Annotated in this window: 21 protein-coding genes; 12 read left to right on the forward strand and 9 right to left on the reverse strand. The window is 69.4% G+C overall.

Annotated features, from left to right (window positions below; translation table 11 throughout):
* Positions 1-191 precede the first annotated feature (191 nt).
* A complete protein-coding gene (locus ACFRAQ_RS06860; RefSeq protein ID WP_379095034.1) occupies positions 192-1,037 on the forward strand; it encodes a ParB N-terminal domain-containing protein in 846 nt (281 codons plus the stop codon).
* A 119-nt stretch (positions 1,038-1,156) separates the two neighbouring features.
* A complete protein-coding gene (locus ACFRAQ_RS06865; protein ID WP_379095037.1) occupies positions 1,157-2,116 on the forward strand; it encodes a helix-turn-helix domain-containing protein in 960 nt (319 codons plus the stop codon).
* A gap of 258 nt (positions 2,117-2,374) precedes the next feature.
* Here the strand turns inward: ACFRAQ_RS06865 and ACFRAQ_RS06870 are convergent, their stop codons facing one another.
* The 7 genes from ACFRAQ_RS06870 to ACFRAQ_RS06900 form a co-directional block, all read right to left on the reverse strand.
* Positions 2,375-2,641 carry a GlsB/YeaQ/YmgE family stress response membrane protein gene (locus ACFRAQ_RS06870; RefSeq protein ID WP_357086159.1) on the reverse strand — a complete coding sequence of 89 codons (267 nt, stop codon included), beginning with the start codon at positions 2,639-2,641 and terminating at the stop codon, positions 2,375-2,377.
* A gap of 143 nt (positions 2,642-2,784) precedes the next feature.
* Positions 2,785-4,011 carry a cytochrome P450 gene (locus ACFRAQ_RS06875; RefSeq protein ID WP_379095040.1) on the reverse strand — a complete coding sequence of 409 codons (1,227 nt, stop codon included), beginning with the start codon at positions 4,009-4,011 and terminating at the stop codon, positions 2,785-2,787.
* Complete coding sequence (locus ACFRAQ_RS06880) at positions 4,008-5,270, reverse strand: cytochrome P450 (protein ID WP_379095043.1); 1,263 nt, start codon at positions 5,268-5,270, stop codon at positions 4,008-4,010. Before ACFRAQ_RS06880 ends, ACFRAQ_RS06875 begins: the two co-directional genes overlap by 4 nt.
* The gene (locus ACFRAQ_RS06885; RefSeq protein WP_379095046.1) at positions 5,267-5,869 is read right to left on the reverse strand and encodes an ATP/GTP-binding protein; all 603 of its coding nucleotides are present in this window, start codon (positions 5,867-5,869) and stop codon (positions 5,267-5,269) included. Before ACFRAQ_RS06885 ends, ACFRAQ_RS06880 begins: the two co-directional genes overlap by 4 nt.
* A complete protein-coding gene (locus ACFRAQ_RS06890) occupies positions 5,850-6,203 on the reverse strand; it encodes a DUF742 domain-containing protein (protein WP_357086153.1) in 354 nt (117 codons plus the stop codon). The genes ACFRAQ_RS06885 and ACFRAQ_RS06890 overlap by 20 nt, the downstream gene beginning before the upstream one ends.
* Positions 6,200-6,613 carry a roadblock/LC7 domain-containing protein gene (locus tag ACFRAQ_RS06895; RefSeq protein ID WP_357086151.1) on the reverse strand — a complete coding sequence of 138 codons (414 nt, stop codon included), beginning with the start codon at positions 6,611-6,613 and terminating at the stop codon, positions 6,200-6,202. The genes ACFRAQ_RS06890 and ACFRAQ_RS06895 overlap by 4 nt, the downstream gene beginning before the upstream one ends.
* Positions 6,610-8,481: a sensor histidine kinase gene (locus tag ACFRAQ_RS06900; RefSeq protein ID WP_379095050.1), complete on the reverse strand. Its 1,872-nt coding sequence runs from the start codon at positions 8,479-8,481 to the stop codon at positions 6,610-6,612. Before ACFRAQ_RS06900 ends, ACFRAQ_RS06895 begins: the two co-directional genes overlap by 4 nt.
* A 328-nt stretch (positions 8,482-8,809) precedes the next feature.
* Here ACFRAQ_RS06900 and ACFRAQ_RS06905 point away from each other — a divergent pair, with 328 nt between their 5' ends.
* Both ACFRAQ_RS06905 and ACFRAQ_RS06910 read left to right on the forward strand, forming a co-directional pair.
* Positions 8,810-9,799, forward strand: a complete 990-nt coding sequence (locus tag ACFRAQ_RS06905) for a zinc-binding dehydrogenase (RefSeq protein WP_379095053.1) — start codon at positions 8,810-8,812, stop codon at positions 9,797-9,799.
* A gap of 81 nt (positions 9,800-9,880) precedes the next feature.
* Positions 9,881-10,624, forward strand: a complete 744-nt coding sequence (locus ACFRAQ_RS06910; protein WP_379095056.1) for a hypothetical protein — start codon at positions 9,881-9,883, stop codon at positions 10,622-10,624.
* Positions 10,625-10,639: 15 nt separating this feature from the next.
* Here the strand turns inward: ACFRAQ_RS06910 and ACFRAQ_RS06915 are convergent, their stop codons facing one another.
* Positions 10,640-11,728, reverse strand: a complete 1,089-nt coding sequence (locus ACFRAQ_RS06915) for a family 20 glycosylhydrolase (protein WP_379095059.1) — start codon at positions 11,726-11,728, stop codon at positions 10,640-10,642.
* Between the two features lie 98 nt (positions 11,729-11,826).
* Here ACFRAQ_RS06915 and ACFRAQ_RS06920 point away from each other — a divergent pair, with 98 nt between their 5' ends.
* From ACFRAQ_RS06920 to ACFRAQ_RS06955, 8 genes are all read left to right on the forward strand, one after another.
* Positions 11,827-13,203 carry an MFS transporter gene (locus tag ACFRAQ_RS06920; protein WP_379095062.1) on the forward strand — a complete coding sequence of 459 codons (1,377 nt, stop codon included), beginning with the start codon at positions 11,827-11,829 and terminating at the stop codon, positions 13,201-13,203.
* A complete protein-coding gene (locus ACFRAQ_RS06925) occupies positions 13,193-13,612 on the forward strand; it encodes a MarR family winged helix-turn-helix transcriptional regulator (RefSeq protein WP_379095064.1) in 420 nt (139 codons plus the stop codon). The genes ACFRAQ_RS06920 and ACFRAQ_RS06925 overlap by 11 nt, the downstream gene beginning before the upstream one ends.
* Positions 13,613-13,648: 36 nt before the next feature.
* On the forward strand, positions 13,649-14,449 hold the full coding sequence (locus tag ACFRAQ_RS06930) for an N-acetylmuramoyl-L-alanine amidase (RefSeq protein ID WP_379095066.1): 801 nt from the start codon (positions 13,649-13,651) through the stop codon (positions 14,447-14,449).
* Between the two features lie 213 nt (positions 14,450-14,662).
* Complete coding sequence (locus ACFRAQ_RS06935; RefSeq protein WP_379095864.1) at positions 14,663-16,528, forward strand: amino acid transporter; 1,866 nt, start codon at positions 14,663-14,665, stop codon at positions 16,526-16,528.
* Positions 16,529-16,624: 96 nt separating this feature from the next.
* A complete protein-coding gene (locus tag ACFRAQ_RS06940) occupies positions 16,625-17,530 on the forward strand; it encodes a metal-dependent hydrolase (protein WP_379095069.1) in 906 nt (301 codons plus the stop codon).
* The gene (locus ACFRAQ_RS06945; RefSeq protein ID WP_379095071.1) at positions 17,527-18,639 is read left to right on the forward strand and encodes a PDR/VanB family oxidoreductase; all 1,113 of its coding nucleotides are present in this window, start codon (positions 17,527-17,529) and stop codon (positions 18,637-18,639) included. Before ACFRAQ_RS06940 ends, ACFRAQ_RS06945 begins: the two co-directional genes overlap by 4 nt.
* A 24-nt stretch (positions 18,640-18,663) precedes the next feature.
* Positions 18,664-20,442 carry an SDR family oxidoreductase gene (locus tag ACFRAQ_RS06950; RefSeq protein ID WP_379095074.1) on the forward strand — a complete coding sequence of 593 codons (1,779 nt, stop codon included), beginning with the start codon at positions 18,664-18,666 and terminating at the stop codon, positions 20,440-20,442.
* A 137-nt stretch (positions 20,443-20,579) separates the two neighbouring features.
* The gene (locus ACFRAQ_RS06955) at positions 20,580-20,960 is read left to right on the forward strand and encodes a hypothetical protein (RefSeq protein WP_379095077.1); all 381 of its coding nucleotides are present in this window, start codon (positions 20,580-20,582) and stop codon (positions 20,958-20,960) included.
* Here the strand turns inward: ACFRAQ_RS06955 and ACFRAQ_RS06960 are convergent.
* Complete coding sequence (locus ACFRAQ_RS06960; protein ID WP_379095080.1) at positions 20,957-21,442, reverse strand: hypothetical protein; 486 nt, start codon at positions 21,440-21,442, stop codon at positions 20,957-20,959. The genes ACFRAQ_RS06955 and ACFRAQ_RS06960 overlap by 4 nt on opposite strands.
* Between the last annotated feature and the right edge of the window lie 150 nt (positions 21,443-21,592).

Below are 21,592 nucleotides of genomic sequence, written 5' to 3' on the forward strand. Positions count from 1 at the left end.
CTTGCCGGTTCTCCCCGTGAGGCCGCCTGGCGCGTCGTTGACAGGCCCTGCCCGGAAACGCTGTTGCGGCTCCGGCGGTCGTGGCTGCTCGGCGTAGGGAGGCGGCAACAGTGCTCGGACCGAACAATGCGTGGTGGCTACGTCTTCTCACCGGTATCCGGCTGTGGCTGGCGGCTCGAATGGTGCGATCGATGGGGTTGCGCACCTATCGGGGCGCGAATGTCCGCGGACTCGAGCCGAATCCCGCCGAGATCGTCCGAATCCCTCTGGACCGCGTGCACATCGGCGCGACGCTGCGGCAATCCGGGGAGAACGCCCGGCATGTCGCCGCGCTGTCGGAGGTCGCCGCGGCCCTGCCGCCGATCGTGGTGCACCGGCCGAGCATGACTGTCATCGACGGCGCCCATCGCGTACGGGCCGCGCAGTGCAGCGGGTCGCAGTGGATCGACGCGGTCTACTTCGACGGCGACGACGGACAGGCGCTGCTGCTGGCCATCCGGCTGAACACCGCGCACGGCCTGCCGTTGTCCGCCGCCGATCGCAAGGCCGCCGCCGAACAGGTGCTGATGTACTACCCGGACTGGTCGGACCGCCGGCTGGGCATGGCACTCGGTCTGTCCGAGCGCACGATCGCGGCCGTGCGGCGCAGAACCGCTGTGCTGCCGACCTGTCAGCCGCGCCCCTGCCCGACCCCGGTCGCCGCGCCGGGCGAGATTCATCGCCGCCCGGAGCGCATCCCGCAGGCCGATTCCCGTCCGATCCAACGCTGTTCGGTCCCGGCCGCCGGAGCCGATCAACCGTCGGCCCTGCGGACTTCGGACCCCGCGCTGCATCGCACCGAATCCGGCCGGCAGTTGCTCGACCTGCTGGCGACCATCCCCGCCGATCCCGCGACCTGGGCCGAGCTGATCGGTGATCTCCCGGCCTATCACGCCGCCTTCCTCGCCGAATTGGCTGCCGAGCAGGCCGAGAACTGGTCGGCCCTGGCCCGTGCCGCGACCCGGCACGCGGTGACGGAGGAGAACACCGCGGCGTGACGATCGCCGCGCCCGCGGCGAGCCGGACGGCGTCGAAGGGCCTGGCGCTGTTCGGGGCTCGAATCCGGCCATGACAAAATGTTGAACAGCGTGGTGAAGGATCGATCGGAGTAGGTGCGGTGCAGGGGGTCCGGCGAGTCGAGGTCCGCGGCGGCGAGGGGGCCGATGCGGGCCGGCTGTTCGAGCAATGGGAGGCGGGGCTCAGCGAAGCGTATGTGCCGCTGGCGGTATCGCCAGGCGAGAGCGAGAGCTTCCAGGGCTGGATCGTGCACGGCCGCTACAACGAGGTCGAGCTGTCCACCTTGGGCGCGAGCAAGCAGCGGGTTCATCGCACCCGTACCCTGATCGCCCGCACCGATGACGAGTTCCTGCACACCAGTATTCAGATCGCGGGCCGCGGCCGGCTGCATCAGGACGGCCGGGTCGCGGAGGTGGGTCCGGGTGAGATGGTGTTCTACGACAGCACTCGCCCGTACCACTGGGAGTTCGAGGGCGCGTGGGAGATGTCCGCGGTCCAGGTGCCGCTGAGCCGGTTGCGGCAGCGCTCCGGTATCGCCCCGTCGGAGATCCCGACCGCGACCACGGTGGCGGGGAACAGTCCCGCCGGGGTGGTCACGAGCTTCCTGCGTGAGCTGACCGAATTGCAGAACACCGACCCCGCGCAGGCCGCGGTGCTGGCCGGTTCGACGGTGGATCTGCTGTCCTCCGCGATCGCGCTGACCGCCGGCCGCTCGATCCCGGGCGAGGCGTCGGAGACCCTCACCCGCCGTCAGGTGCTGGATTTCCTCCGGAAGCATTGCCTGGACGCGTCGCTCACCGTGGAGTCGATCGCGTCGGGCTGCGGGGTGTCGCGGCGCACGCTGTACCGGGTGCTGGAGGAGTTCGCGGAGGGCCCGGCGACGCTGCTGCGCCGGATGCGGATCGAGTACGCGTGCGGATTGCTCACCGCGCGAAAGGATCTCCCCGTGGCAGCGGTCGCGCACAGTTCCGGCTTCACCAATGAGCGGCAGTTCTATCGCGCTTTCCGGGTCGAGATGGGCACTACTCCGGCCGCCTACCGCGAGATCGGTTGCGGCTGACCGCAGCCCGCCCGCGAAGGAAATCCGCCCGTTGATCCGGCCGCAACCTTCTGCTAACTTCTACGTATCTACTAAGTAGGTACGTAGAAAGCTTGGGGCGTAGACCACCTGCGACCCGGGGGCGCCGTGGGGACGGCGTCGTGGCGGCGGCGGCCTTGTACGGACCCCTCATCGCGTGCAACGCCGCCGAAACCACAAGGGGCGGGGCCGCCTTCCAGCGGCCCCGCCCCGAGCGGTGGTCTTCGATACGCGATGCGCTCAGACGCGTGCGCGGATCCACTTGTAGATCGCCAGCACCACGATCGCGCCGACGATCGCGCCCAGGAAGGCGTGCTTGACCGGCGGATGCACGCTGAACTCGTGCGGCGAGAACAGCAGGCTGCCCAGCGTTCCGCCCACATAGCCGCCGACGATGCCGAGCACCGCGGTCCAGATGATGCCGAAGTCCTCCTTGCCGGGGACGATCAGCCGGGCGATCGCGCCCGCGATCAGGCCGATGATGATCATCGTGATGATGCCGCCCATGACATTCTCCTTGTCGTTGGGTTCCGCTGCATCGACGGTAGCAGGGCGAAGGCCCGTGATGAGCGAGCCGAAACACCCCAATTCGCCCGTGGCGGACACGGCCGCACGCGCCGGAATCAGGGTCCCGGCACGTGGGCGGGCGGTCAGACCAGGTGCAGCGGCAGCGCCGCGATGTCGTTCTGCGTCATGACCGGAAGGTTCACGATGTCCGCATCCGCGCCGGCCAGCCGCAACGCCGGGAAGCGGTCGAACAGCGCGGGCAGCGCGATGGCCGCCTCCAGCCGGGCCAGCGCCGCGCCGGGGCAGATGTGCGGGCCGTATCCGAAGGAGATATTGCGGTGCGCGGTCGGCCGGGAGATGTCGAATTCGTCGGCGTCGTCACCGAATACGCCGATGTCGCGTCCGATCGCGCGGTACGACATGACCACGCCCTCACCCCGCTCGATCACGGTGTCGCCGACCGTGATGTCCTCGGTGGCGAACCGCATCAGCAGATGGGTGACCGGCCCGTCGAAGCGCAGCGACTCCTCGACGACCTGCTTCCACTCCACTTCCTCCGACCGCACCCGGGCCAGCTGTTCGGGCCGGGTCAGCAAGGCGCGCACCGTGTTCAGGATCAGGCTGACGGTGGTCTCGTGCCCGGCCGCGACCAGCGCCTTGAGGTTGCCGACCACCTCTTCCTCGGTGAGCGGCTCGCCGCCCTCGTCGGCCAGGATGAGGGCGCTGGTGAGATCGTCGGTGGGGGTGGCGGTCTTGCGGCGGACCATCTCGGTGAAGTAGACGTCCATGTCGTCGATGACCCGCAGCCGCTCGTCCTGCGGGGTCATCATGGAGAAGAACTTCTTGTACCAGTCCAGCAGCATGGGGTGGTCCTCGCGCGGCACGCCCATCAGTTCGGAGATCACGCGCATGGGCAGCGGGTAGGCGAAGACCTGCTTGAGGTCGACCACCGCGCCCTCGCCGCCCGCCGCGTCGAGGTCGTCGAGCAACTCCTTGGTGAGCCGTTCGACGGTGGGGCGCAGCTCTTCGAGGCGGCGCGGGGTCAGTGCCTGGGTGGTCTTGATGCGCAGGCGGCGGTGTTCGGGGCCGTCGACGGTGAACATGGACCGCCCGGCGTCGATCATGCCGATCAGCGGCCACTGCCGGGTGATCACGCCCTCGCTGAACAGCTTCCAGGCGTTGATGTCCTTGACCAGCCGGGTGTCGGTGAGCAACTGCCGCGCCACGGTGTGATCGGTGATGGTCCAGGCGGGCGCGCCCAGCAGGTCGATGCGGGTGATCGGTCCGGCGGCGCGCAGACGGGTGGTCTCACCGGCGAGATCGCCGACCATCGGATCGATGGCGATGGCATGCGGGCAGGGGGAACTCACTGGAAACCTCCGAGAGCACGAACAGGTGTGAAAACAACGGGCAGAGAAGTCATTCCGCACAGGAACGGGGAGGGCCGGCGCACCAGGCTCGCCGCGGGCACCGCCAGATCGATGTCGGGCAGCCGGTCCAGCAGCACCTCGATGCCGGTGCGCGCCACGGTCTCCGCGATCTGCTGCGCCGGGAACGGGCACCGGTATTCGCCGTGACTGAACGCGAAGTGGGCGTTGTTGCCGCTGTTGATGCCGTCGCCGACCGATTGGCGCACATGCGGATCGGTGTTCGCGGCGGCCAGCCCGAGCAGCACCAGATCACCGGCGCGAATCTGGGTGTCGGCCAGCCGGGTGTCGCGGGCGGCCCAGCGCCCTGCCAGGATCGAGTTGGGGGAGTCCTCCCACAGCACCTCGTTCATGGCCTGGTCGACGCTGCGCCGGCCACCGCCGAGCGCGGCCGCGAACCGGTCGTCGGTGAGCATCAGCCGCACCGAGTTGATCAGCCAGTCCGCGGTGGGCAGATGCCCGGCGGCGGTGACGGCCATCAGGTCGTTGACGTACTCCTCGTCGGTGAACTGTCCCGGCTGCGCGAGCATGCGCGAGACCAGGTCGTCGCCGCGCGCGGCCTTCTTCATGGCCAGCAGGTGCTGCATGTACTGCATGAACTGCAGGTGCGCGGTCTGGGCGTCGGCGCCGCCGTCGGCCATCACCTTCATGGCGCGCGCCAGGCCGGGGCCCTCGACCTCCGGAAAACCCAGCAGCGCGGCCAGCACCAGCACGGGCAGCGGTTCGGCGAATTCGGCGACCAGATCCGCGGAGCCGCGCCCGCAGAAGGCGTCGATCAGCTGATCGGCCAAACCCTCGGCGACCCTGCGCAATTCGAAGTTGTCCACCGATTCCAGCGCCGGCTCCACCATGGCCAGGTGGCGGCGGTGCTCCGCGCCCGCGGTGAAGTAGATCGACGGCATCGGAGTGCCGACCATGGGCAGCAGCGGCCAGTCCGGGGGGATGTTGGGCCACTGGTTCCACAGGCTCACATCACGGGGGAACAGTTCGGGCGAGCTGGTGACCTGGTGCATCTCCCGGTAGCCGAGCACCAGCCAGGCCGGGATCCCGCCGATCAGCTCGACGGCGGCGACCGGGCCGTGGTCGCGGCGGATCTCGCGATAGAGGGAGTTGCGGTCGGTGTGGAAGCGGGGGCCGCTCAGCGGCACCGCCGCCGCGGCGGCGTGCGGCACCGGGCAGCCGCCCTGCGCGGGCGAGGTCATGAGACGGTCTCCGGGTGGTAGAGGAACTCGACCAGGGTGATCAGGACGTTCTTGCAGGAATCGCGCACGCGGGCATCGCATTCGACCAGCGGGATGTGCGGGCCCAGATCCAGCGCCTCCCGCACTTCGGCCATGGACGGTCCGGGCCCGAAGCTATTGCAGGCCACGATGAACGGCGTGCCCTGATGTTCGAGCCGGTCGATGGCGTACCAGGAGTCGGCGATCCGGCGCTGATCCACCAGCACGATCGCGCCCAGCGCGCCCGTGAACAGCCGATCCCACAGGAACCAGAAGCGTTCCTGGCCGGGCGCGCCGAACAGGTAGAGCACGTGCTCGTTGTCGATGGTGATGCGGCCGAAGTCGAAAGCCACCGTGGTGGTGGACTTTCCGGGTATCCCGGCCGGGTCGTCGACGCCCTGGCCGACCTGGGTCATGGTGGCCTCGGTGTCGAGCGGGCGGATCTCGCTGATCGAGCGCACCATGGTGGTCTTGCCGACGCCGAAGCCGCCCACGATGACGATCTTCAGGCCCTGACGGGCGTCGGCGGGCAGCGGAGCCTCGGCCCGGTACGGGCGGAGATCAGAGTTTGCGGAGTCCAACGAGCACCTTTTCCAGCGTGTCGGTAGTGGGCAGCCAATTCCATTGCCGCGACGCGTGATCCGGATGACGGACCGTGATCTTGCCCGCGTGCAGCAGGTCCGACAGGAGGATCACGGTGATGCCCACCGGCAGGCGCAGCTCGGCCGCGATCTCCACCACCGCGGTCGGCGCGCGGCACATATCGAGGATGGCGGCGTGCTCGGACTGCATGCCGCGCACCGGAGCGCTCTCGCTGACCACCAGGGTGACCAGGTCGAAGGCGTCCGAATCCGGTTGGCTGCGACCGCCGGTCAGCGTGTACAGCCGATCCGGATCCTCGTCTGGCCTGGTCACGGCACGCTCGCCCCCGGTACTCGCGGGGCGGCGGCCAGATGCTCGCCGAGCTGTTCGACCAGCTCGCGCATATTGTGGCCGACCAGTCCGGCGTCGGCGTCCTCCGCGGCGACCACCGCGATGTGCGCGCCCACCCCGGCCTCCACGATGAACAGGATGCCCCCGTAGAACTCGGTCATCGACTGCCGCACGCCGCCGCGCCCGTCCCCGAACTCCACCGAGGCCCCGTGCGACAGGCTCTGGATCCCGGCCGCGATCGCCGCCAGCTGATCGGCGCTGTCGTTCCCCAGCCCGGGCGTATGACAGATCTTCAAACCGTCCCCTGACAGCAGCAGCGCGTGCCGCGCCCGCGGCGTGCGCACCAGCAACTGTTCCAACAGCCAGCCCAGATGTGTGGCGGACGGTGTCATCGATCGGTCTCCCAGGGGTTCGCAGGGGCAGGGTAAGCGCCGGTGCCGGGCTCGCGACCGATCTCGCCGTCGGGGAGCTGTGCGGTCCGACCGGCGGAAGGCGAAGCCGCGGAGGCGTTGTCGCGCAGATCGATCCCGCGCCGGACCGCGTCCATCAGTGACCTCGGCAGCAGGGAGGCGTCGCTCGAGCCGTCGAGGCCGAGCGGATCCGGCCGGGTCGAGACGGTGGGGACGCGGCCGCCCGCGGGCGGATCGAGGTTGGTGAGCGGCGAAGACCCTGCGTCGGCGGGGGTCTCCCGGCCGGAGACGGCACGCTGGAAGGCGGCCATCGACGCCGGAGCGGCCGGCGGACGTGGCGGAGGCGGGGCCGCCGGAACCGCGAGGCCCTCCGGGTGGACGGCGGCGAGGGTGCTGCCGCGCTGCCGCTTGGGCAGCCCGCTGGAAGTCGCTGCGTGCGTGCCGGATTCATCCGGCTGATGACCCGGGTCATTGCCGTGCGCGGGGAACTGCGCCGGACCGCTCGGGGCGGTGCGGGCCGGGCCGGCGGGATCGGCGTGGTTCGCCGCGGTGGAATCGGGCGCGGCCGCGATGGGCTCGGATCGTTCTGCGCTCGCCGGGTCGAAGGATCCGGTGCGGGCCGATCCGGCGAGCTCGGTCCCGCGCCCTGGTGCGGTGGCCGAGCCCGCCCACGCGGGTTCGGCGGCCGAGTCATCCGAGCGCGCTGGGACGCGGGTGAGCTGGGGTTCCGCGGTGCCGGCGGCCACCGGGGTGAGGCGGGACAGGGTGCCGGACTGGCGTTCCAGGCGGGTGGTCAGTTCGCGGGGGATGACCACCACCACGGCGGTGCCGCCGATGGCGGAGGGCCGGTAGCTGACGGTCAGGTCGTGCTTGCGGGCCAGGTGCCCGACCACGGCCAGACCCAGGCGGGTGCCGGAGAGGGAGGAGAGATCGGTGTCGGCGCGGGGGCCCGCCACCGCGGATTCGGCTCTGCGGAGCGCGGATTCGCTCATGACGAGGCCGCTGTCCTCGATGGTGATCACCACGCCGGCCGGGACCTCGGCGGCGTAGACGTGCACCTCGGTGGTGGGCGGGGAGAAGTTGCAGGCGTTGTCGAGCAGTTCGGCCAGCGCGTGCATGACGCCCTCGGCGGCGTGGCCCGCGACGGCGATCTCGGTGACCGCGCGCAGCCGCACCCGCTGGTATCCGGCGACGCGGCCCATGGCCCCGCGCAGGATCGACTCCATGGCAATGGGTTTCGCCCACCGGCGACCGGACCGGGCGCCGCTGAGCACCGCGATGCTGTCGGCCAGTCGTCCGGCCTGGGCGGTGCGGTGGTCGAGTTCGAGCAGGTCGGCCAGCACCTTCGGGTCGGCGTGGCGGTGTTCCATCTCGCGTAGCTCGGCCAGCATGGAGGTGCTCATCGCCTGCATGCGGCCGGCGGCCCCGGCGAACGCGGCCAGGGCCGCGGCCCGGCGGTGCTCGTTGTCCTTGGCGGAGCGGGCCTGTTCGGCGGCGTGCTCACGGATGTCGTGAACCCGGGCCTCGGACTCGGTGATTCGCGCCTGGGCGGCCGACATGGTCGCGGCCACATGGGCATCGGCCTGCGCGGTGTAGGCGAGGGCCTCCCGGCGCACCGCGTGCACCCGGTCCCGGTAGTAGACGGCCGCGCTGAGCGCTCCGGTCAGCAACAACGCCGCCACACTCGCCCCGATGGCCAGTGGTATCCGGAATTCGCTGGGGGACAGCAGGACCGCGACCGCGACCAGGATCGCGGTGGCTACCAGTGAGACGGCCGTCGTCACATACGGCGGGCGTTGACCCCGAACGGTGTGCTGTTCCCCGTTCGGCGGATTGACTGATTCCGACACGCTCCGCACTTCCGAACTACGTCCACCAGGGCGGACGCCCCGATGCCCCCGACCGCGCCCGCCTCGCGGAATACCGTGCCAAATGCCCGGACCGCCAAGCGGATTCGGTTCTGCCGGACGCAGCATAAGCGCCCCCGGTCAGCGGCGCTACCCGAGCGCGTACCCACGGGCAAACATCCGTCCCACCCATTGGGACAACGGATCTCTGGTGTTCGCCCGGAGTGAACGTTCGCCGCCCGGCCTTGACCTCAACATATGTCGAGGTTCGATGCTGGATGCAGTGACGGCCGGTCGAAGCGGTCGTCGGAAGCGACAGGGAGGCAACGAGATGCGTGCGGTGCAGGTCGAAGAGTTCGGCGGACCCGAGGTGCTGAAGGTCGGCGAGGTTCCCGACCCCGTCGCCGGGCCCGGCGAAGTGGTGGTGCGGGTCGCCGCCGCCGACGTCATGTTCCTGGACACGATGCTGCGCAGCGGCGCGGCGCGTGACTACTTCCCGGCCGAACCGCCGTTCATCCCCGGCGGCGCGGTCACCGGCACCGTCGAGTCCGTCGGCCCGGACGTCGACGCCGCGTGGGTCGGCAAGCGGGTGGCCACCCCCACCGCGGCCAGCGGCGTCGGCGGCGGCCTGCCCATCGGCGGCTACGCCGAACGAGCCCTGGCCAAGGCCGACACCCTCGCGGCCATCCCCGCCGAGTTGAGTTTCGAGCAGGCCGCCGCCCTGGTCCACGACGGCCGCACCGTGCTCGCCATCGCCGACCGGGCCGCCATCGAACCGGGGCAGTGGGTGCTGGTCACCGCCGCCGCGGGCGGATTGGGCACACTGCTGGTCCAATTGGCGCGCACCGCCGGAGCGCGGGTGATCGCCGCCGCCCGCGGCGAGGCGAAACTCGCGCTGGCGCAACGACTCGGCGCGCACGAGGTGATCGACTACTCCGAGCCCGGCTGGGCCGAGCGGGTGCGCGAACGCACCGGCGGCGTCGCCGTGGTCCTCGACGGCGCGGGCGGCGAGATCGGGCGCGCGGCACTGGCCGCCGTCGCGCCGGGCGGTCTGCTGATCGCCTACGGCAACGCCGCGGGTGGCTTCGCCGCAGTGGACGCGGAATCCGTTGCGGCCCAGGACGTCACCGTCGTGACGCTGTTCGAGCTCACCACCCCGGACACCGACTGGCTCGCGCTGCACCAGCGCGCGCACGCCGAAGTCGCCGCCGGGGGCCTGGAAGTCGTGATCGGCCAGACCTTCCCGCTCGACCAGGCGGCCGCAGCGCACACCGCCATCGGATCGCGTGCCGCACTGGGTCGCACCCTGCTCACGGTCTGACCGTCATCGGCGTGTCGTGAGCGTGCGCCCGGCGCCGCGGAGCAAGGTGACACCGGGTACAACGCGACACGGAGGTGGGCGATGGGCAGGCGGGCGGGTGTGGTCGAGACCGTGGCGACCGGGGTCGGACTGGCACTGGGCGTCTGCGCCGGCGGAGCCGCGAGCGCGCAACCCGCGCTCGACCCCGGCGCCTTCGACCTGTCCCGCGTCCCGCCCCGCACCGCGCTCTCGGTGCGCACCCTGGTCCCCGGCGCGGGCTGGGGCACCGCCAACCAGCACGAGGAGCGCGCGGCCCTGTCCCTCGCCAAGCTCTACCTCGCCGACTACGCCCTCGAACACGGCGACGGCTCCGCCGAGGACCGCGACCTGAGCGAACGCATGATCCGCAAATCCGACGACGGCGCCGCCGACCGCATCGAGGCCAAATACGCGTACGCCATCGACGCCGAGGCCGCCGAGTACCACCTGCGCTCCACCCACAGCCACGGCGACTGGGAATTCTCGACCACCAGCACCGCCGACGTGGCCGACTTCCTCGCCGCCAAGATCCGCGACGAACCCGACAGCCCCATCCTGGCGTGGATGGAACAGCCCGCCGACCGAGCCGCCGACGGCACCCGCCAGGACTGGGGCACCGCTCGACTGCCGCTGGTGTACGGAACCAAGTGGGGCTGGGCCGATGTCGGCGACCCGGAGGTGTCGTCGGTCTCCTTCGGCCCGGGCTTCACGGTCGCCGCCCACACCTACGGCACCCCCGATCAGCAGACCGAGGACGTGCTCGCGGCGTGGTCGGCCTTGATGCCCGAGGTGAATCCCAAGCACTGACACCGGGACTCGGTGCTACCGCCCGCGCAGCTTGTCGGCCATGATGACCAGCCGTTCCGACAGGGGACCGGAGATCTCGTCCGGGGTCATGGCCGTGGGGTCGTCGCACCACACGAAGACGCCCGAGCCGATCAGTTGTGATCGGCTCGCGGCGGGCAGGGTGCTGAGGTCGACGAAGATGCCGGGATTCCACAGTTTCAGCAGGGCGGGCGGGGTGTTCAGGCCCGATGCGGGTCCGCCGGTGACGAAGTAGGTGGGGGTGAAACCGGCGTTGACCAAGCGGTTTCCATTCGCGGCGAGCTCGGCGGGGCCGCGGCTGGTGCGGATCCACGGCGCGGTGCCCGCGGACCAGTAGTCGATGATGATCGACGGGTCGAGGCCGAGTGCGCCGGGCCACTGGAGCCCGTCGTTCCAGACGATCGGCGTCTTGCCCGTCTCGGCCAGAATGCTTGACGCCCAGGTGATGTAGTCGCGCACCGCGTACGGGCTCAATTGCGGATAGCGATCGAAGTCGCTGACGTACTCGTCCGCGCCGAGGTGCCAGTACGGGCCGGGGAACAGCGGCAGGAATTCGCGCAGCAGATCACCCATGAGCTGATAGGCCGCCGGGTTGGACAGATCGATCTTGGTCTCGGGTCCGCCGAGCAGCGAATCCTGCTGGGCCTCGGCCGGTGTGGTGTGCGCCGGCACCAGCTGGAGTTCCGGATGATGGGCGAGGATCTGCCCCATGTGGCTGGGCATGTCGATCTCCGGCACCACCGTGATGCCGTAGCCCTCGGCGTAGGACACCAGCGCGCGGATCTCGTCCTTGGAATAGGTCTGCGCCGAGTTCACCTCCGGATGGGTGTCGTTGCGCAGCCGGAAGCCCTGATTGTCGGACAGGTGCAGATGCAGCGTGTTCATCCCCAGCGCCGACAGCTCCCGCACCCGCGCCTCGAGCCAGTCGATCGGGAAGTACTCGCGCCCGGTGTCGACCATGAGCTGACGCCACGGGTACTCGATGGCGGCGACGGGCGCGGGCTGCGCCGCGGCCGGTGTCGCGGTGACCAGTCCGGCGGTGAGCATCGCGGCGATGGCCGATCGCCGCTTCACGTTTCCCGTCATGGGTGTCGAGTGTCCTCTCGGTGCGGGCGATCGGGGTGTGATCGGGTCCACAGCGCGAGACCTTGCGTCCGGAACAGTTGTGAACACACAATGATTGTGTGCTTACAACTGTTGAGGGGCTCGACGCGCGGCGTAAGAAGATCATCCTGGTCACCTGCTGCCTGAGCCTGCTGATCTCGTCCATGGACGCGACCATCGTGAACGTCGCCATTCCGGCCATTCGCGACGATCTCGGCGCGCCGCTGTCGCGGTTGCAGTGGATCGTCGACGTGTACACGCTGACGCTGGCCAGCCTGCTCATGCTGTCGGGTGCGGCGGCGGACCGGTTCGGGCGCAAGCGGGTGTTCCGGATCGGGCTGCTCACCTTCGCGGCCGGATCGCTGTTGTGCAGCCTCGCGCCGAGCATCGAGATCCTGATCGGGGCGCGGTTCGTGCAGGCCATCGGCGGGTCCATGCTGAATCCCGTTGCCATGTCGATCATTACGACGACCTTCACCGGGCGCGTGGAGCGGGCACGCGCGGTCGGGGTGTGGGGTGCGGTGGTCGGCATCTCGACGGCGCTGGGGCCCATGGTCGGCGGTGTGCTCATCGACAGTCTGGGCTGGCAGTCGGTGTTCTGGATCAATCTGCCCATCGTGGCGGTCGCGTTCGCACTCACCACGATCTTCGTGCCGGAATCGAAGTCGGCCAATCCGCGCGGCATGGACCCGATCGGACAGCTGCTGGCCATCGCGGTGCTGTTCACGCTGGTGTTCGGGCTCATCGAAGCCGAGCCCGCGGTCTTCGTCATCGCGGCGGCCGCGCTGGCCGGATTCGTGTGGCACGAGTCGCGGCACCGGTCGCCGTTCATCGACCTGCGCTTCTTCCGCAGCTTCCCGTTCTCCTCGGCCACCGTCATCGCGGTCTGCTCGTTCGCCGGGCTCGGCGCGTTCCTGTTCAGCATGTCGATGTATCTGCAAGGGACACGGCACTTCTCGGCCGTGCACACCGGACTGCTGTACCTGCCGATGGCGCTGGGCATGCTGTTCTTCTCGCCGCTGTCGGGACGACTGGTGGGCCGCTACGGCACCCGGCCGTCGCTGCTGGCCTCCGGTTCGCTGATGGGCGTGGCCGCGGTCCTGCTCACCCTGCTGCGCGCCGACACCCCGATCTGGCAGCTGATCGTCACCTTCGTGCTGTTCGGCATCGGATTCGGCATGGTCAACGCGCCCATCACCACCACCGCGGTCAGCGGGATGCCGCTCGATCGGGCCGGGGCGGCCGCGGCGGTGGCCTCCACCAGCCGCCAGGTCGGGGTGAGTCTCGGTGTGGCACTGTGTGGTGCGCTCACCGGCGCGGGATTGTGGTGGACCATCAGCGGATTCGCCGTGGCCGTCACCGCGCTCGGCGTCGCCGCCAATACCGACTGGGCGTACCGTTCGCGAGACCGGATCGCGCCCCTGCTGGAACAGAAGGTCCCCGTTCATGCCGGATGACACGCCCACCACCGACCAGGTCTGGCGGCAGCTCACCCACCTGGTGATGGACACCCGCGACGGGTGGAAACGCGCGGTGACCGAGCGAACCGGCATGCCGTTCAGCCGGATCCGGGTGTTGCGGCGACTGCGGCCCGGACCGCTCAGCGCCAAGGATCTGGCACGGGCGGCCGCCATGGACGCGCCCGCCACCACGGTGGTGGTCAACGACCTCGAGGAGCGCGGACTGGTGACCCGCGAGATCGACCCGACCAACCGGCGCAGCAAGCTGATCTCGCTCACCGACGCCGGCGAGCGGGTGGTGGCCGACGCGCTCGCCACACCCGACCCCGCGCCCGCGGAATTGGCCGACCTCACCCCGGCCGACCTGCGCACCCTCCACGAGATCCTGCGCAAACTCGAACTCTGACTTACCTCTTCGTGATTCAACCGTTATCGTCGAGGCGTGCGACACCGACACTGGAAGTCCATGGCGGCACTCTGCGGCGCGCTGCTGCTCGCGGGCTGCGTGCAGAGCCAAGCCGTCCCGGTCTCGCAGTCGCGCCCGGCGCAGGACGCCCCCGCGAAAGCGGATCTGCCTGCCCTCCCGATCTTTCCGATCGCCAACCGGACCGTGGTGATCGATCCCGGCCACAATGGCGGCGGCGCGGCCCACGCCGATGAGATCAATGCCAAGGTGCCCGACGGGCGCGGCGGCATGAAGCCCTGCAACACCATCGGCACCAGCGGTGACGACGGCTACACCGAGCACGAATTCAATTGGGCGGTGGCCCAGCTGGTGCGCGATCAGCTCGCCGCCCGCGGCTTCCAGGTGATCATGAGCCGCGACAGTGACACCGGCGTCGGCCCCTGCGTGAACGACCGCGGCACCCTCGGCAATCGGGTCGGGGCGGCGGCCGTGGTGTCGATCCACGCCGACGGCGCGCCCGCCGGGGCGCACGGCTTCCACGTCGCCTACTCCTCGCCCGCCCTCAACGACGCTCAGTCCGGGCCGTCGGTGCAGCTGGCCAGCCGGCTGCGCGACACCCTGTCCGGGGCGGGCTTCACGCCCTCGACCTACGTCGGCTCCGGCGGCATGAACCCGCGGCCCGACCTGGCCGGGCTGAACTTCTCCGAGCGGCCGACGGCCCTGGTCGAATGCGGCAATATGCGGGATCCCGGCGATGCCGCCCTCATCGAATCCCCGGACGGCCGTGCCCGATTCGCGCGGGCCATCGCCGACGCCATCGCGGCCTATCTCGGCTAGCACATTCCCCTGATCGACTCACGGCGCGGGCTCGGACCGTGCCCGGTTTGCCGTGAGTACATTCATCACGTCATTTCGGAAGATTTACGGGAAACCGGACCGCAGCGATCCGGGGAGGACTTCTTGACCACGACCGATGTACGGCCGCGCTCGCGCTTCGCGAACTGGCTACTGGAAGACGCGGGGGAGCGCCACTCGCAGATCCAGGGCCCGATGGTGAAGAAGCCGCCCAAGGAGCATCAGCACTCCTGGTGGAAGGTGATGTGCCTGACCGGTGTCGACTACTTCTCGACACTCGGATATCAGCCGGGCATCGCGGCGCTGGCCGCGGGCGTGCTGTCCCCGCTCGCGACCATCGTGCTGGTCGCGCTGACCCTGCTGGGCGCGCTACCGGTGTACCGGCGGGTGGCCACGGAGAGCCACGAGGGCGGCGGGTCCATCGCCATGTTCGCCAATTTCCTGCCCAACTGGTGGGGCAAGGTCTTCATCCTGGTGCTGCTGGGCTTCGCGGCCACCGACTTCACCATCACCATGACGCTGTCGGCCGCGGACGGCGCGGCGCACATCGTCGAGAACCCGTACGTGCCCGAGTGGCTGGCCGACCAGAACATGACCATCACCCTGGTCCTGCTGGCGCTGCTGGCGGCGGTGTTCCTCAAGGGGTTCAGCGAGGCCATCGGCATCGCGGTCGGACTGGTCGGCGTGTACCTGTCGCTGAACCTGGTGGTGGCCGTGGTCGGCATCGTCAAGGTGCTGGAGGCCCCGCATCTGGTGACCGACTGGACGCATCTGCTGACGGCCGAGCACGGCAATATCTTCGCGATGATCGGCGTCGCGCTGCTGGTGTTCCCGAAGCTGGCGCTGGGTCTGTCCGGCTTCGAGACCGGTGTCGCGGTCATGCCGCAGATCAAGGGCAATCCGGCCGACCCCAAGGACTTTCCGCGCAGCCGCATCATCGGCACCCGCAAGCTGCTGACCACGGCCGCGCTCATCATGAGCGGCTTCCTCATCGTCACCAGCTTCATCACCACCATCCTGATTCCGGAGCAGGAGTTCCGGGAGGGCGGGCAGGCCAACGGGCGAGCGCTCGCATATTTGGCGCATGAGCATCTGGGCAACGCGTTCGGCACCGTCTACGACATCAGCACCATCGCGATCCTGTGGTTCGCGGGTGCGTCGGCCATGGCGGGCCTGCTGAACCTGGTCCCGCGCTACCTCCCGCGCTTCGGTATGGCTCCCGAGTGGGCGCGTCAGATCCGGCCGCTGACCCTGGTTTTCGCGCTCATCGCCTTCGGGATCACCTGGTACTTCGATGCCAGCGTGGACCAGCAGGGCGCCGCGTACGCGACCGGTGTGCTCGTGCTGATCACCTCCGCGGCGGTGGCGGTGTCCATTTCGGCCTGGCGCAAGCAGCAGTATTCGCGGGTGCTGGGCTTCGGGCTGGTATCGCTGATCTTCGTCTACACCACCATCGACAACATCATCGAGAAGCCGGAAGGTCTGCACCTCGCGATACTGTTCGTGCTGGCGACCCTGGTGGTGTCGTTCGCCTCGCGCATCCGCCGGGCGTTCGAGCTGCGGGCCGTCGAGGTGATCTTCGACGAGAAGGCCTGCGCGGTGATCGACCAGCTGGCCGAGCGCGGCGAGATCCGCATCGTCACCCACGACATCACCGACGGGCGCTCGCCGCAGGAGTACGCGGAGAAGGAAGCCGACCAGCGCCGGGAGAGCCACATTCCCGACAGCGAGCCCATCCTCTTCCTCGAGGTCATCGTGAAGGACCCCTCGGAGTTCAGCACCACGCTGCACGTGACCGAGGTGGACGTGGAGGACTATCACATCCTCACCGTCGAGGCCGCGGCCGTGCCGAACTGCATCGCGTCCATCCTGATCGCCATCCGGGACCGGACCGGGGAGTGCCCGCACGTCTACTTCGAATGGACCGAGGGGAACCCGCTCGTCAATCTGGTGCGGTTCATGTTCTTCGGTGAGGGCGAGGTCGCGCCGGTGACCCGGGAGATCCTGCGCCGGGCCATCCCGCGCCGGTCGCAGCGCCCGCACGTGCACGTCGATAGCTGATCGGGGCCGAAAAATCTAGGTGTAACTCCTGGTTTCATACATAGGTAGAATGTTGCTACGCTCACGCAGCAAATCGCTACGAGACCAGGAGTACCGATGAAGCTACTTCCGAAGCTGGGCCGCCGAGAGGTGACCGAACCCGGAGAGGTAGCCCTGCACGCCCGCAATGTCCGGTTCGATTGGTCGCAGACCGAACCGGTCTGGATGAAGCAGGAACCGATCGCCTCGCACGTCCTCAATGCCCTGAGCATGCTGCTGCCCGAAGGCGAGCGCATGTTCCTGGTGACCTTCGGTGAAGCCCTCGAACTGGTCAAGGACGAGAAACTGCGCGAGGCCATGATCGGGTTCATCGGCCAGGAGTCCATGCACGCCGAGAGCCACCACGGGGCCCTCGAAGAGGTGCTGGCCGCCCACGGCATCGATGTCGAGCCGTACGTGCGACAGGCCGAGTTCCTGTTCCGCAAGACGCTGGGCCCGCGCCGGCTCGGCACCACGGCCGCCCAGCAGCAACAGCTCGTCGAGCGGCTCGGTGTCATCGCCGCGCTCGAGCACTTCTTCGCCTTCCTCGGCGACTGGGTGATCAACGCCGACCTCGAGCAGTTCGACGCCGACCCGCAGATGCTGGACCTGTTTCGCTGGCACGGGGCCGAAGAGGTCGAGCACCGCATGGTCGCCCATGACGTGGCCGAGTACTTCGAGATCGGCTACGTGCGCCGCGGCGCGCTCATGCTGATCGTGTTCCCGATCTTCATCGCGCTGCTGCTGCGCGGCACCAAGTACCTGGTGCACGCCGACCCCACGCTGCCCAACCACCGCTATCCGATGCTGGTCGCCCGGATCTTCGCGGGCATGTGGCGCGGCTCGGTGCCCGGCATCCCGTCGCTGCTGATCAGCGCGCTGTCCACCTTCAAGCCCGGCTACAGCCCCGAGGGCGTCGGGTCCACCGCGCAGGCCGTGGCCTATCTGGCGCAGTCCCCGGCGGCGCGTGTGATGGCATCGTGAGCGCGGCTATCCGGCCCGTCCCCGTCACACCACCACAGGACCTGTTCGGCAAGGGACGCGCCGACCGCACCACCCGGGTCCTGGACTTCATCGCCGAGAGTCGTTTGCGCTGGAGCACTTTCGTCAACCGGTACGAACCCGATGTGCGGGTCGACGCCTGGCGGATTCCGCTGGTCGTCGTCGAACGCCGCGTCGAGGCGCATGACAGCGACGTGATCAGCCTGCTGATGACCGCCCCCGACGGGCGGGAACTGCCCGCCTGGCGGCCCGGAGCGCACCTGGATCTGGAACTGCCCTCGGGCAAGGTGCGGCAGTACTCGCTGTGCGGGGACCCCGCCGACCGGCACGCGTATCGCGTTGCGGTGCGGCGCATTCCGGACGGCAACGGCGGCTCCCTCGAGGTGCACGACGAGGTGCGGGTCGGCACCACGATCACCGTGCGCGGGCCGCGCAACGCCTTCCCGTTCGTACTGCCCGGCTACGGATCCTCCGCCGCGCGAGTGCATTTCGTGGCGGGCGGCATCGGGATCACGCCGATCCTGCCGATGATCCGGATGGCCGATCGGCTCGGCGTCGACTGGACCATGGTGTATGCCGGGCGGTCCCGCGACACCATTCCGTTCTTGTCCGAGGTGGAGTCGTTCGGGTCGCGGGTCACCGTGCGCACCGACGACGAGCACGGCATCCCCACCGCCGCGGACCTGCTGCCCGGCGTCGGTCCCGACACCTCCGTCTACTGCTGCGGACCGGTCGTCATGACCCAGGTCATCGCCGACACCGTGCGTGGCATGCCCGGCGTGGAACTGTATTCCGAACGGTTCTCGCCGCCGCCGGTGGTGAACGGCACCGCCTTCCAGGTGGAACTGGCCCGCACCGGCGAGGTGCTCGACGTGCCCGCCGACAAGTCGGTGCTCGAGGAAGTGCTCAAAGCCCGTCCGGACAGCTCGTACTCGTGCCGCCAGGGCTTCTGCCGCACCTGCGTGGTGCGGGTGCGCTCCGGCGAGGTCGACCACCGCGACACCGTGCTCACCGACGCCGAGCGCGCGGCCGGCGACATGCTCATCTGTGTATCCCGTTGCGGCGGGGACCGTTTGGTGCTGGACCTCTAGCACCGTCTCAACGAGGAGAAGATCGTGACCGAAGCCACCGTCGTCCCCGCCGCCGAGCGCCTGGTGCGCTCGGGCGAATTCGATATCGCCGTCTACGAATACGGTGAGCCGTCCGCCGCTGGGACAGTGAAAGAAACCATTGTGCTGGTGCACGGTTGGCCCGACGACAACCACCTGTGGGACCGGGTCGTGCCGCTGCTCGCCGACCGCTTCCACGTCGTCACCTACGACACCCGCGGCCACGGCCGCTCCACCCGCACCGACCGCACCGAGGACTTCCGGCTCGAACACTTCGCGGCCGACTTCTTCGCCGTCGTCGACGCGGTGAGTCCCGATGCGCCCGTGCACATCCTGGCCCACGACTGGGGTTCGGTGCAGATGTGGGAGGCCGTGTGCGAGCCGCAGGCGGTCGGCCGGGTCGCGTCCTTCACCTCGGTGTCCGGGCCCAACCTCGACCACTTGGGCGCGTGGGTGCGCTCGCGCATGTCGCAGGGCAAGGTGTGGGGTCCGTTCACCCAGCTGCTGTCCTCGCTGTACACCGGTCTGTTCATGACGCCGGGCGTGCCGCGGGTGGTGCTCAAGCCGCTGGGCACCGAGAAGATGTGGTCGCGCTTCGTCGGCCTGATGAACGAGACCTCGCCGGAGAACATCAAGCTGGGACCGGAATTCCGGCGCGACTTCTTCGACGGCATGCGCATCTACCGCGCCAATATCCTGCAGCGCCTGGGTGATCCGCGCGAACGCCGCACCGAGGTGCCGGTGCAGCTGGTCATCGCGCGCCGCGATGTGGCGGTGCGGCCCGCGGGCTACGCCGACACCAAGGAGTACGCGCCCAACCTGTACCGCCGCGAGGTCGGCGGCGGGCACTGGCTGCCGTTCTCGCACCCGGAACTGCTGGCCACCTCCACCATCGAGCTCATCGACTCGCTCCGCACCGGGGACACGCCGCGCACGCTGCGCCGGGCCGAGGTCGGTTCGGAGCAGCGGCCTTTCGACCACCAGCTGCTGGTGATCACCGGCGGCGGCAGCGGTATCGGCCGTGAGACCGCCCTCGCCTTCGCGCGCAAGGGCGCCGAGGTCGTGCTGTCCGACATCAACCTGGACTCCGCCAAGGAGACCGCGGACCTCATCGCCGGGATCGGCGGTGTCGCGCACGCCTACCAGCTCGACGTGTCCGACGCCGAAGCGGTCGCCGAGCACGCGAACGCGGTCATCGCCGCGCACGGCGTGCCCGACATCCTGATCAACAACGCCGGCATCGGCGCCGCGGGCGACTTCTTCGACACCTCCGCGGCCGAATTCAACCGGGTGCTCGACATCAACCTGCACGGTGTCATCAACGGCTGCCGCGCCTTCGGCAAGGCCATGGCCGACCGCGGCCTCGGCGGCAATATCGTCAACCTCTCGTCGATGGCCGCGTACACCCCGCAGCGTGGCTTCGCCGCCTACTCGACCTCCAAGTCCGCGGTCTTCATGTTCTCCGACTGCCTGCGCGCCGAACTGGCGGGCCAGGGGATCGGTGTGCAGACCATCTGCCCCGGCATCGTGCACACCAATATCGTTGCCAACACCCGCTTCTCGGGCGTCTCCGCCGAGGAGGAAGCCGCCAAGCAGCAGCGCTACGACAAGCTGTACGCGGCCCGTCGCTACGGCCCCGAGAAGGTCGCCGACCAGATCGTCAAGGCCGTCGAGAACGGTCGCGACGTGGTGCCGGTGACGCCGGAGGCGTGGCTGCAGTACCGCTTCAACCGCTTCGCCCCCGCCGTCGCCCGCTTCTTCGCGGCGCGCGTGAAGCTGACATAGGGAGTACCCGCCGTCGAGGGGCTCGCATCGGTGATGAGCCCCTCGGCAAATGCGCTTGTCGCACCGGCCCCTCCCCGCGTAGCTTTCGCCTCAGCCTCGCAGCCACAGGGGCGGCGGGACGGGGGAGGAGGCCGACGATGTTCGCTGTCGGATTCATTGTTGTCTTCATCGTGTTCACGCTGGTCGTCGTGGCGGTGGTCACCAACCGAGGTGAACGCGATCGTGCACGTGGAAGACGCGACAAGCGCTGGGGAGTCGGCTCCGGCGGCGGCGACTGGACCGTCGACTCGGGCGACCGCGGTAGCGGATGGTCCCCGGGGGGCGACGTCCACGGCCATCACCTGGGCGGTGGCCACGGGAGCAGCGGCCACGGGCACCACGGGAGCAGCGGCCACGATCACCACGGCGGCACCGGCCACGGCCACCACGGTTGCGGGGGCGGGCACAGCGGCTGCGGCGGTGGCAGCAGCTCGAGCAGCAGCTGTGGCGGCGGTGGTTGCGGCGGAGGCGGCAACTAGCCCGCCCGCAACTCCGCCTCGATCGAGTGGACCCGCTCGGTGGGGATACCCCACGGATGGTCCACTCCCACAACGCTGTCCAGGTTCCACAACACGCATTCCTCGCCCGGTCGCGCCACGAACGACCACGCGACGACGGTGCGTCCCAACTGCTCCGCCATCGGGTCCCCGGACCCCGTGCCCTCCCCGTCCGGGAAGTGGTGCAGGAATCGTCCGTACGCGTCATCACACAGGCGCGCATACCGTTTCGTGCACAGGATGAGCCCGTGCCACGCCTCGTCCACCGCGTGCGACGGCATCCCGATCACCCGATCGTCGCGCATGGCCGCCCCGCAGCACCGCAACCACTGCCGCAATCCGGTCTCCACCAGCTCCCGGGGCTGCCACGGGCAGGTCTTGAATACCGCCTCCGGAATCTCCAGCGCGTCGACCACCCGATTGACCTGTTCGATGCTCGGACGCCGAGAACGGTTCAGCAACATGGCTACACGCTACGTCGAATCCGGTGACCGGGCAGGGCCCGATAAATAGGTTGGTCGAAGCGGTTCCCCGAGCGTATTTTTCGGCTATATCTCGCGGTCACGGCTGCCGCGAGACGGGGGAGGAGGCCGGCGATGATCGGCATCATAATT

The sequence above is a fragment of the Nocardia sp. NPDC056611 genome (assembly GCF_042792755.1).
In the GTDB taxonomy this organism is placed as follows: Bacteria; Actinomycetota; Actinomycetes; order Mycobacteriales; family Mycobacteriaceae; genus Nocardia.

Excerpts from the sequence above, each read along its gene's own strand:
- ACFRAQ_RS06860 (WP_379095034.1), top strand. The coding sequence starts at position 192 with ATGGGGTTGCGCACCTATCGGGGCGCGAATGTCCGCGGACTCGAGCCG.
- ACFRAQ_RS06870 (WP_357086159.1), bottom strand. The coding sequence starts at position 2,641 with ATGGGCGGCATCATCACGATGATCATCATCGGCCTGATCGCGGGCGCG.
- ACFRAQ_RS06880 (WP_379095043.1), bottom strand. The coding sequence starts at position 5,270 with ATGACCTCGCCCGCGCAGGGCGGCTGCCCGGTGCCGCACGCCGCCGCG.
- ACFRAQ_RS06895 (WP_357086151.1), bottom strand. The coding sequence starts at position 6,613 with ATGACACCGTCCGCCACACATCTGGGCTGGCTGTTGGAACAGTTGCTG.
- ACFRAQ_RS06905 (WP_379095053.1), top strand. The coding sequence starts at position 8,810 with ATGCGTGCGGTGCAGGTCGAAGAGTTCGGCGGACCCGAGGTGCTGAAG.
- ACFRAQ_RS06910 (WP_379095056.1), top strand. The coding sequence starts at position 9,881 with ATGGGCAGGCGGGCGGGTGTGGTCGAGACCGTGGCGACCGGGGTCGGA.
- ACFRAQ_RS06915 (WP_379095059.1), bottom strand. The coding sequence starts at position 11,728 with ATGACGGGAAACGTGAAGCGGCGATCGGCCATCGCCGCGATGCTCACC.
- ACFRAQ_RS06925 (WP_379095064.1), top strand. The coding sequence starts at position 13,193 with ATGCCGGATGACACGCCCACCACCGACCAGGTCTGGCGGCAGCTCACC.
- ACFRAQ_RS06935 (WP_379095864.1), top strand. The coding sequence starts at position 14,663 with ATGGTGAAGAAGCCGCCCAAGGAGCATCAGCACTCCTGGTGGAAGGTG.
- ACFRAQ_RS06940 (WP_379095069.1), top strand. The coding sequence starts at position 16,625 with ATGAAGCTACTTCCGAAGCTGGGCCGCCGAGAGGTGACCGAACCCGGA.
- ACFRAQ_RS06955 (WP_379095077.1), top strand. The coding sequence starts at position 20,580 with ATGTTCGCTGTCGGATTCATTGTTGTCTTCATCGTGTTCACGCTGGTC.
- ACFRAQ_RS06960 (WP_379095080.1), bottom strand. The coding sequence starts at position 21,442 with ATGTTGCTGAACCGTTCTCGGCGTCCGAGCATCGAACAGGTCAATCGG.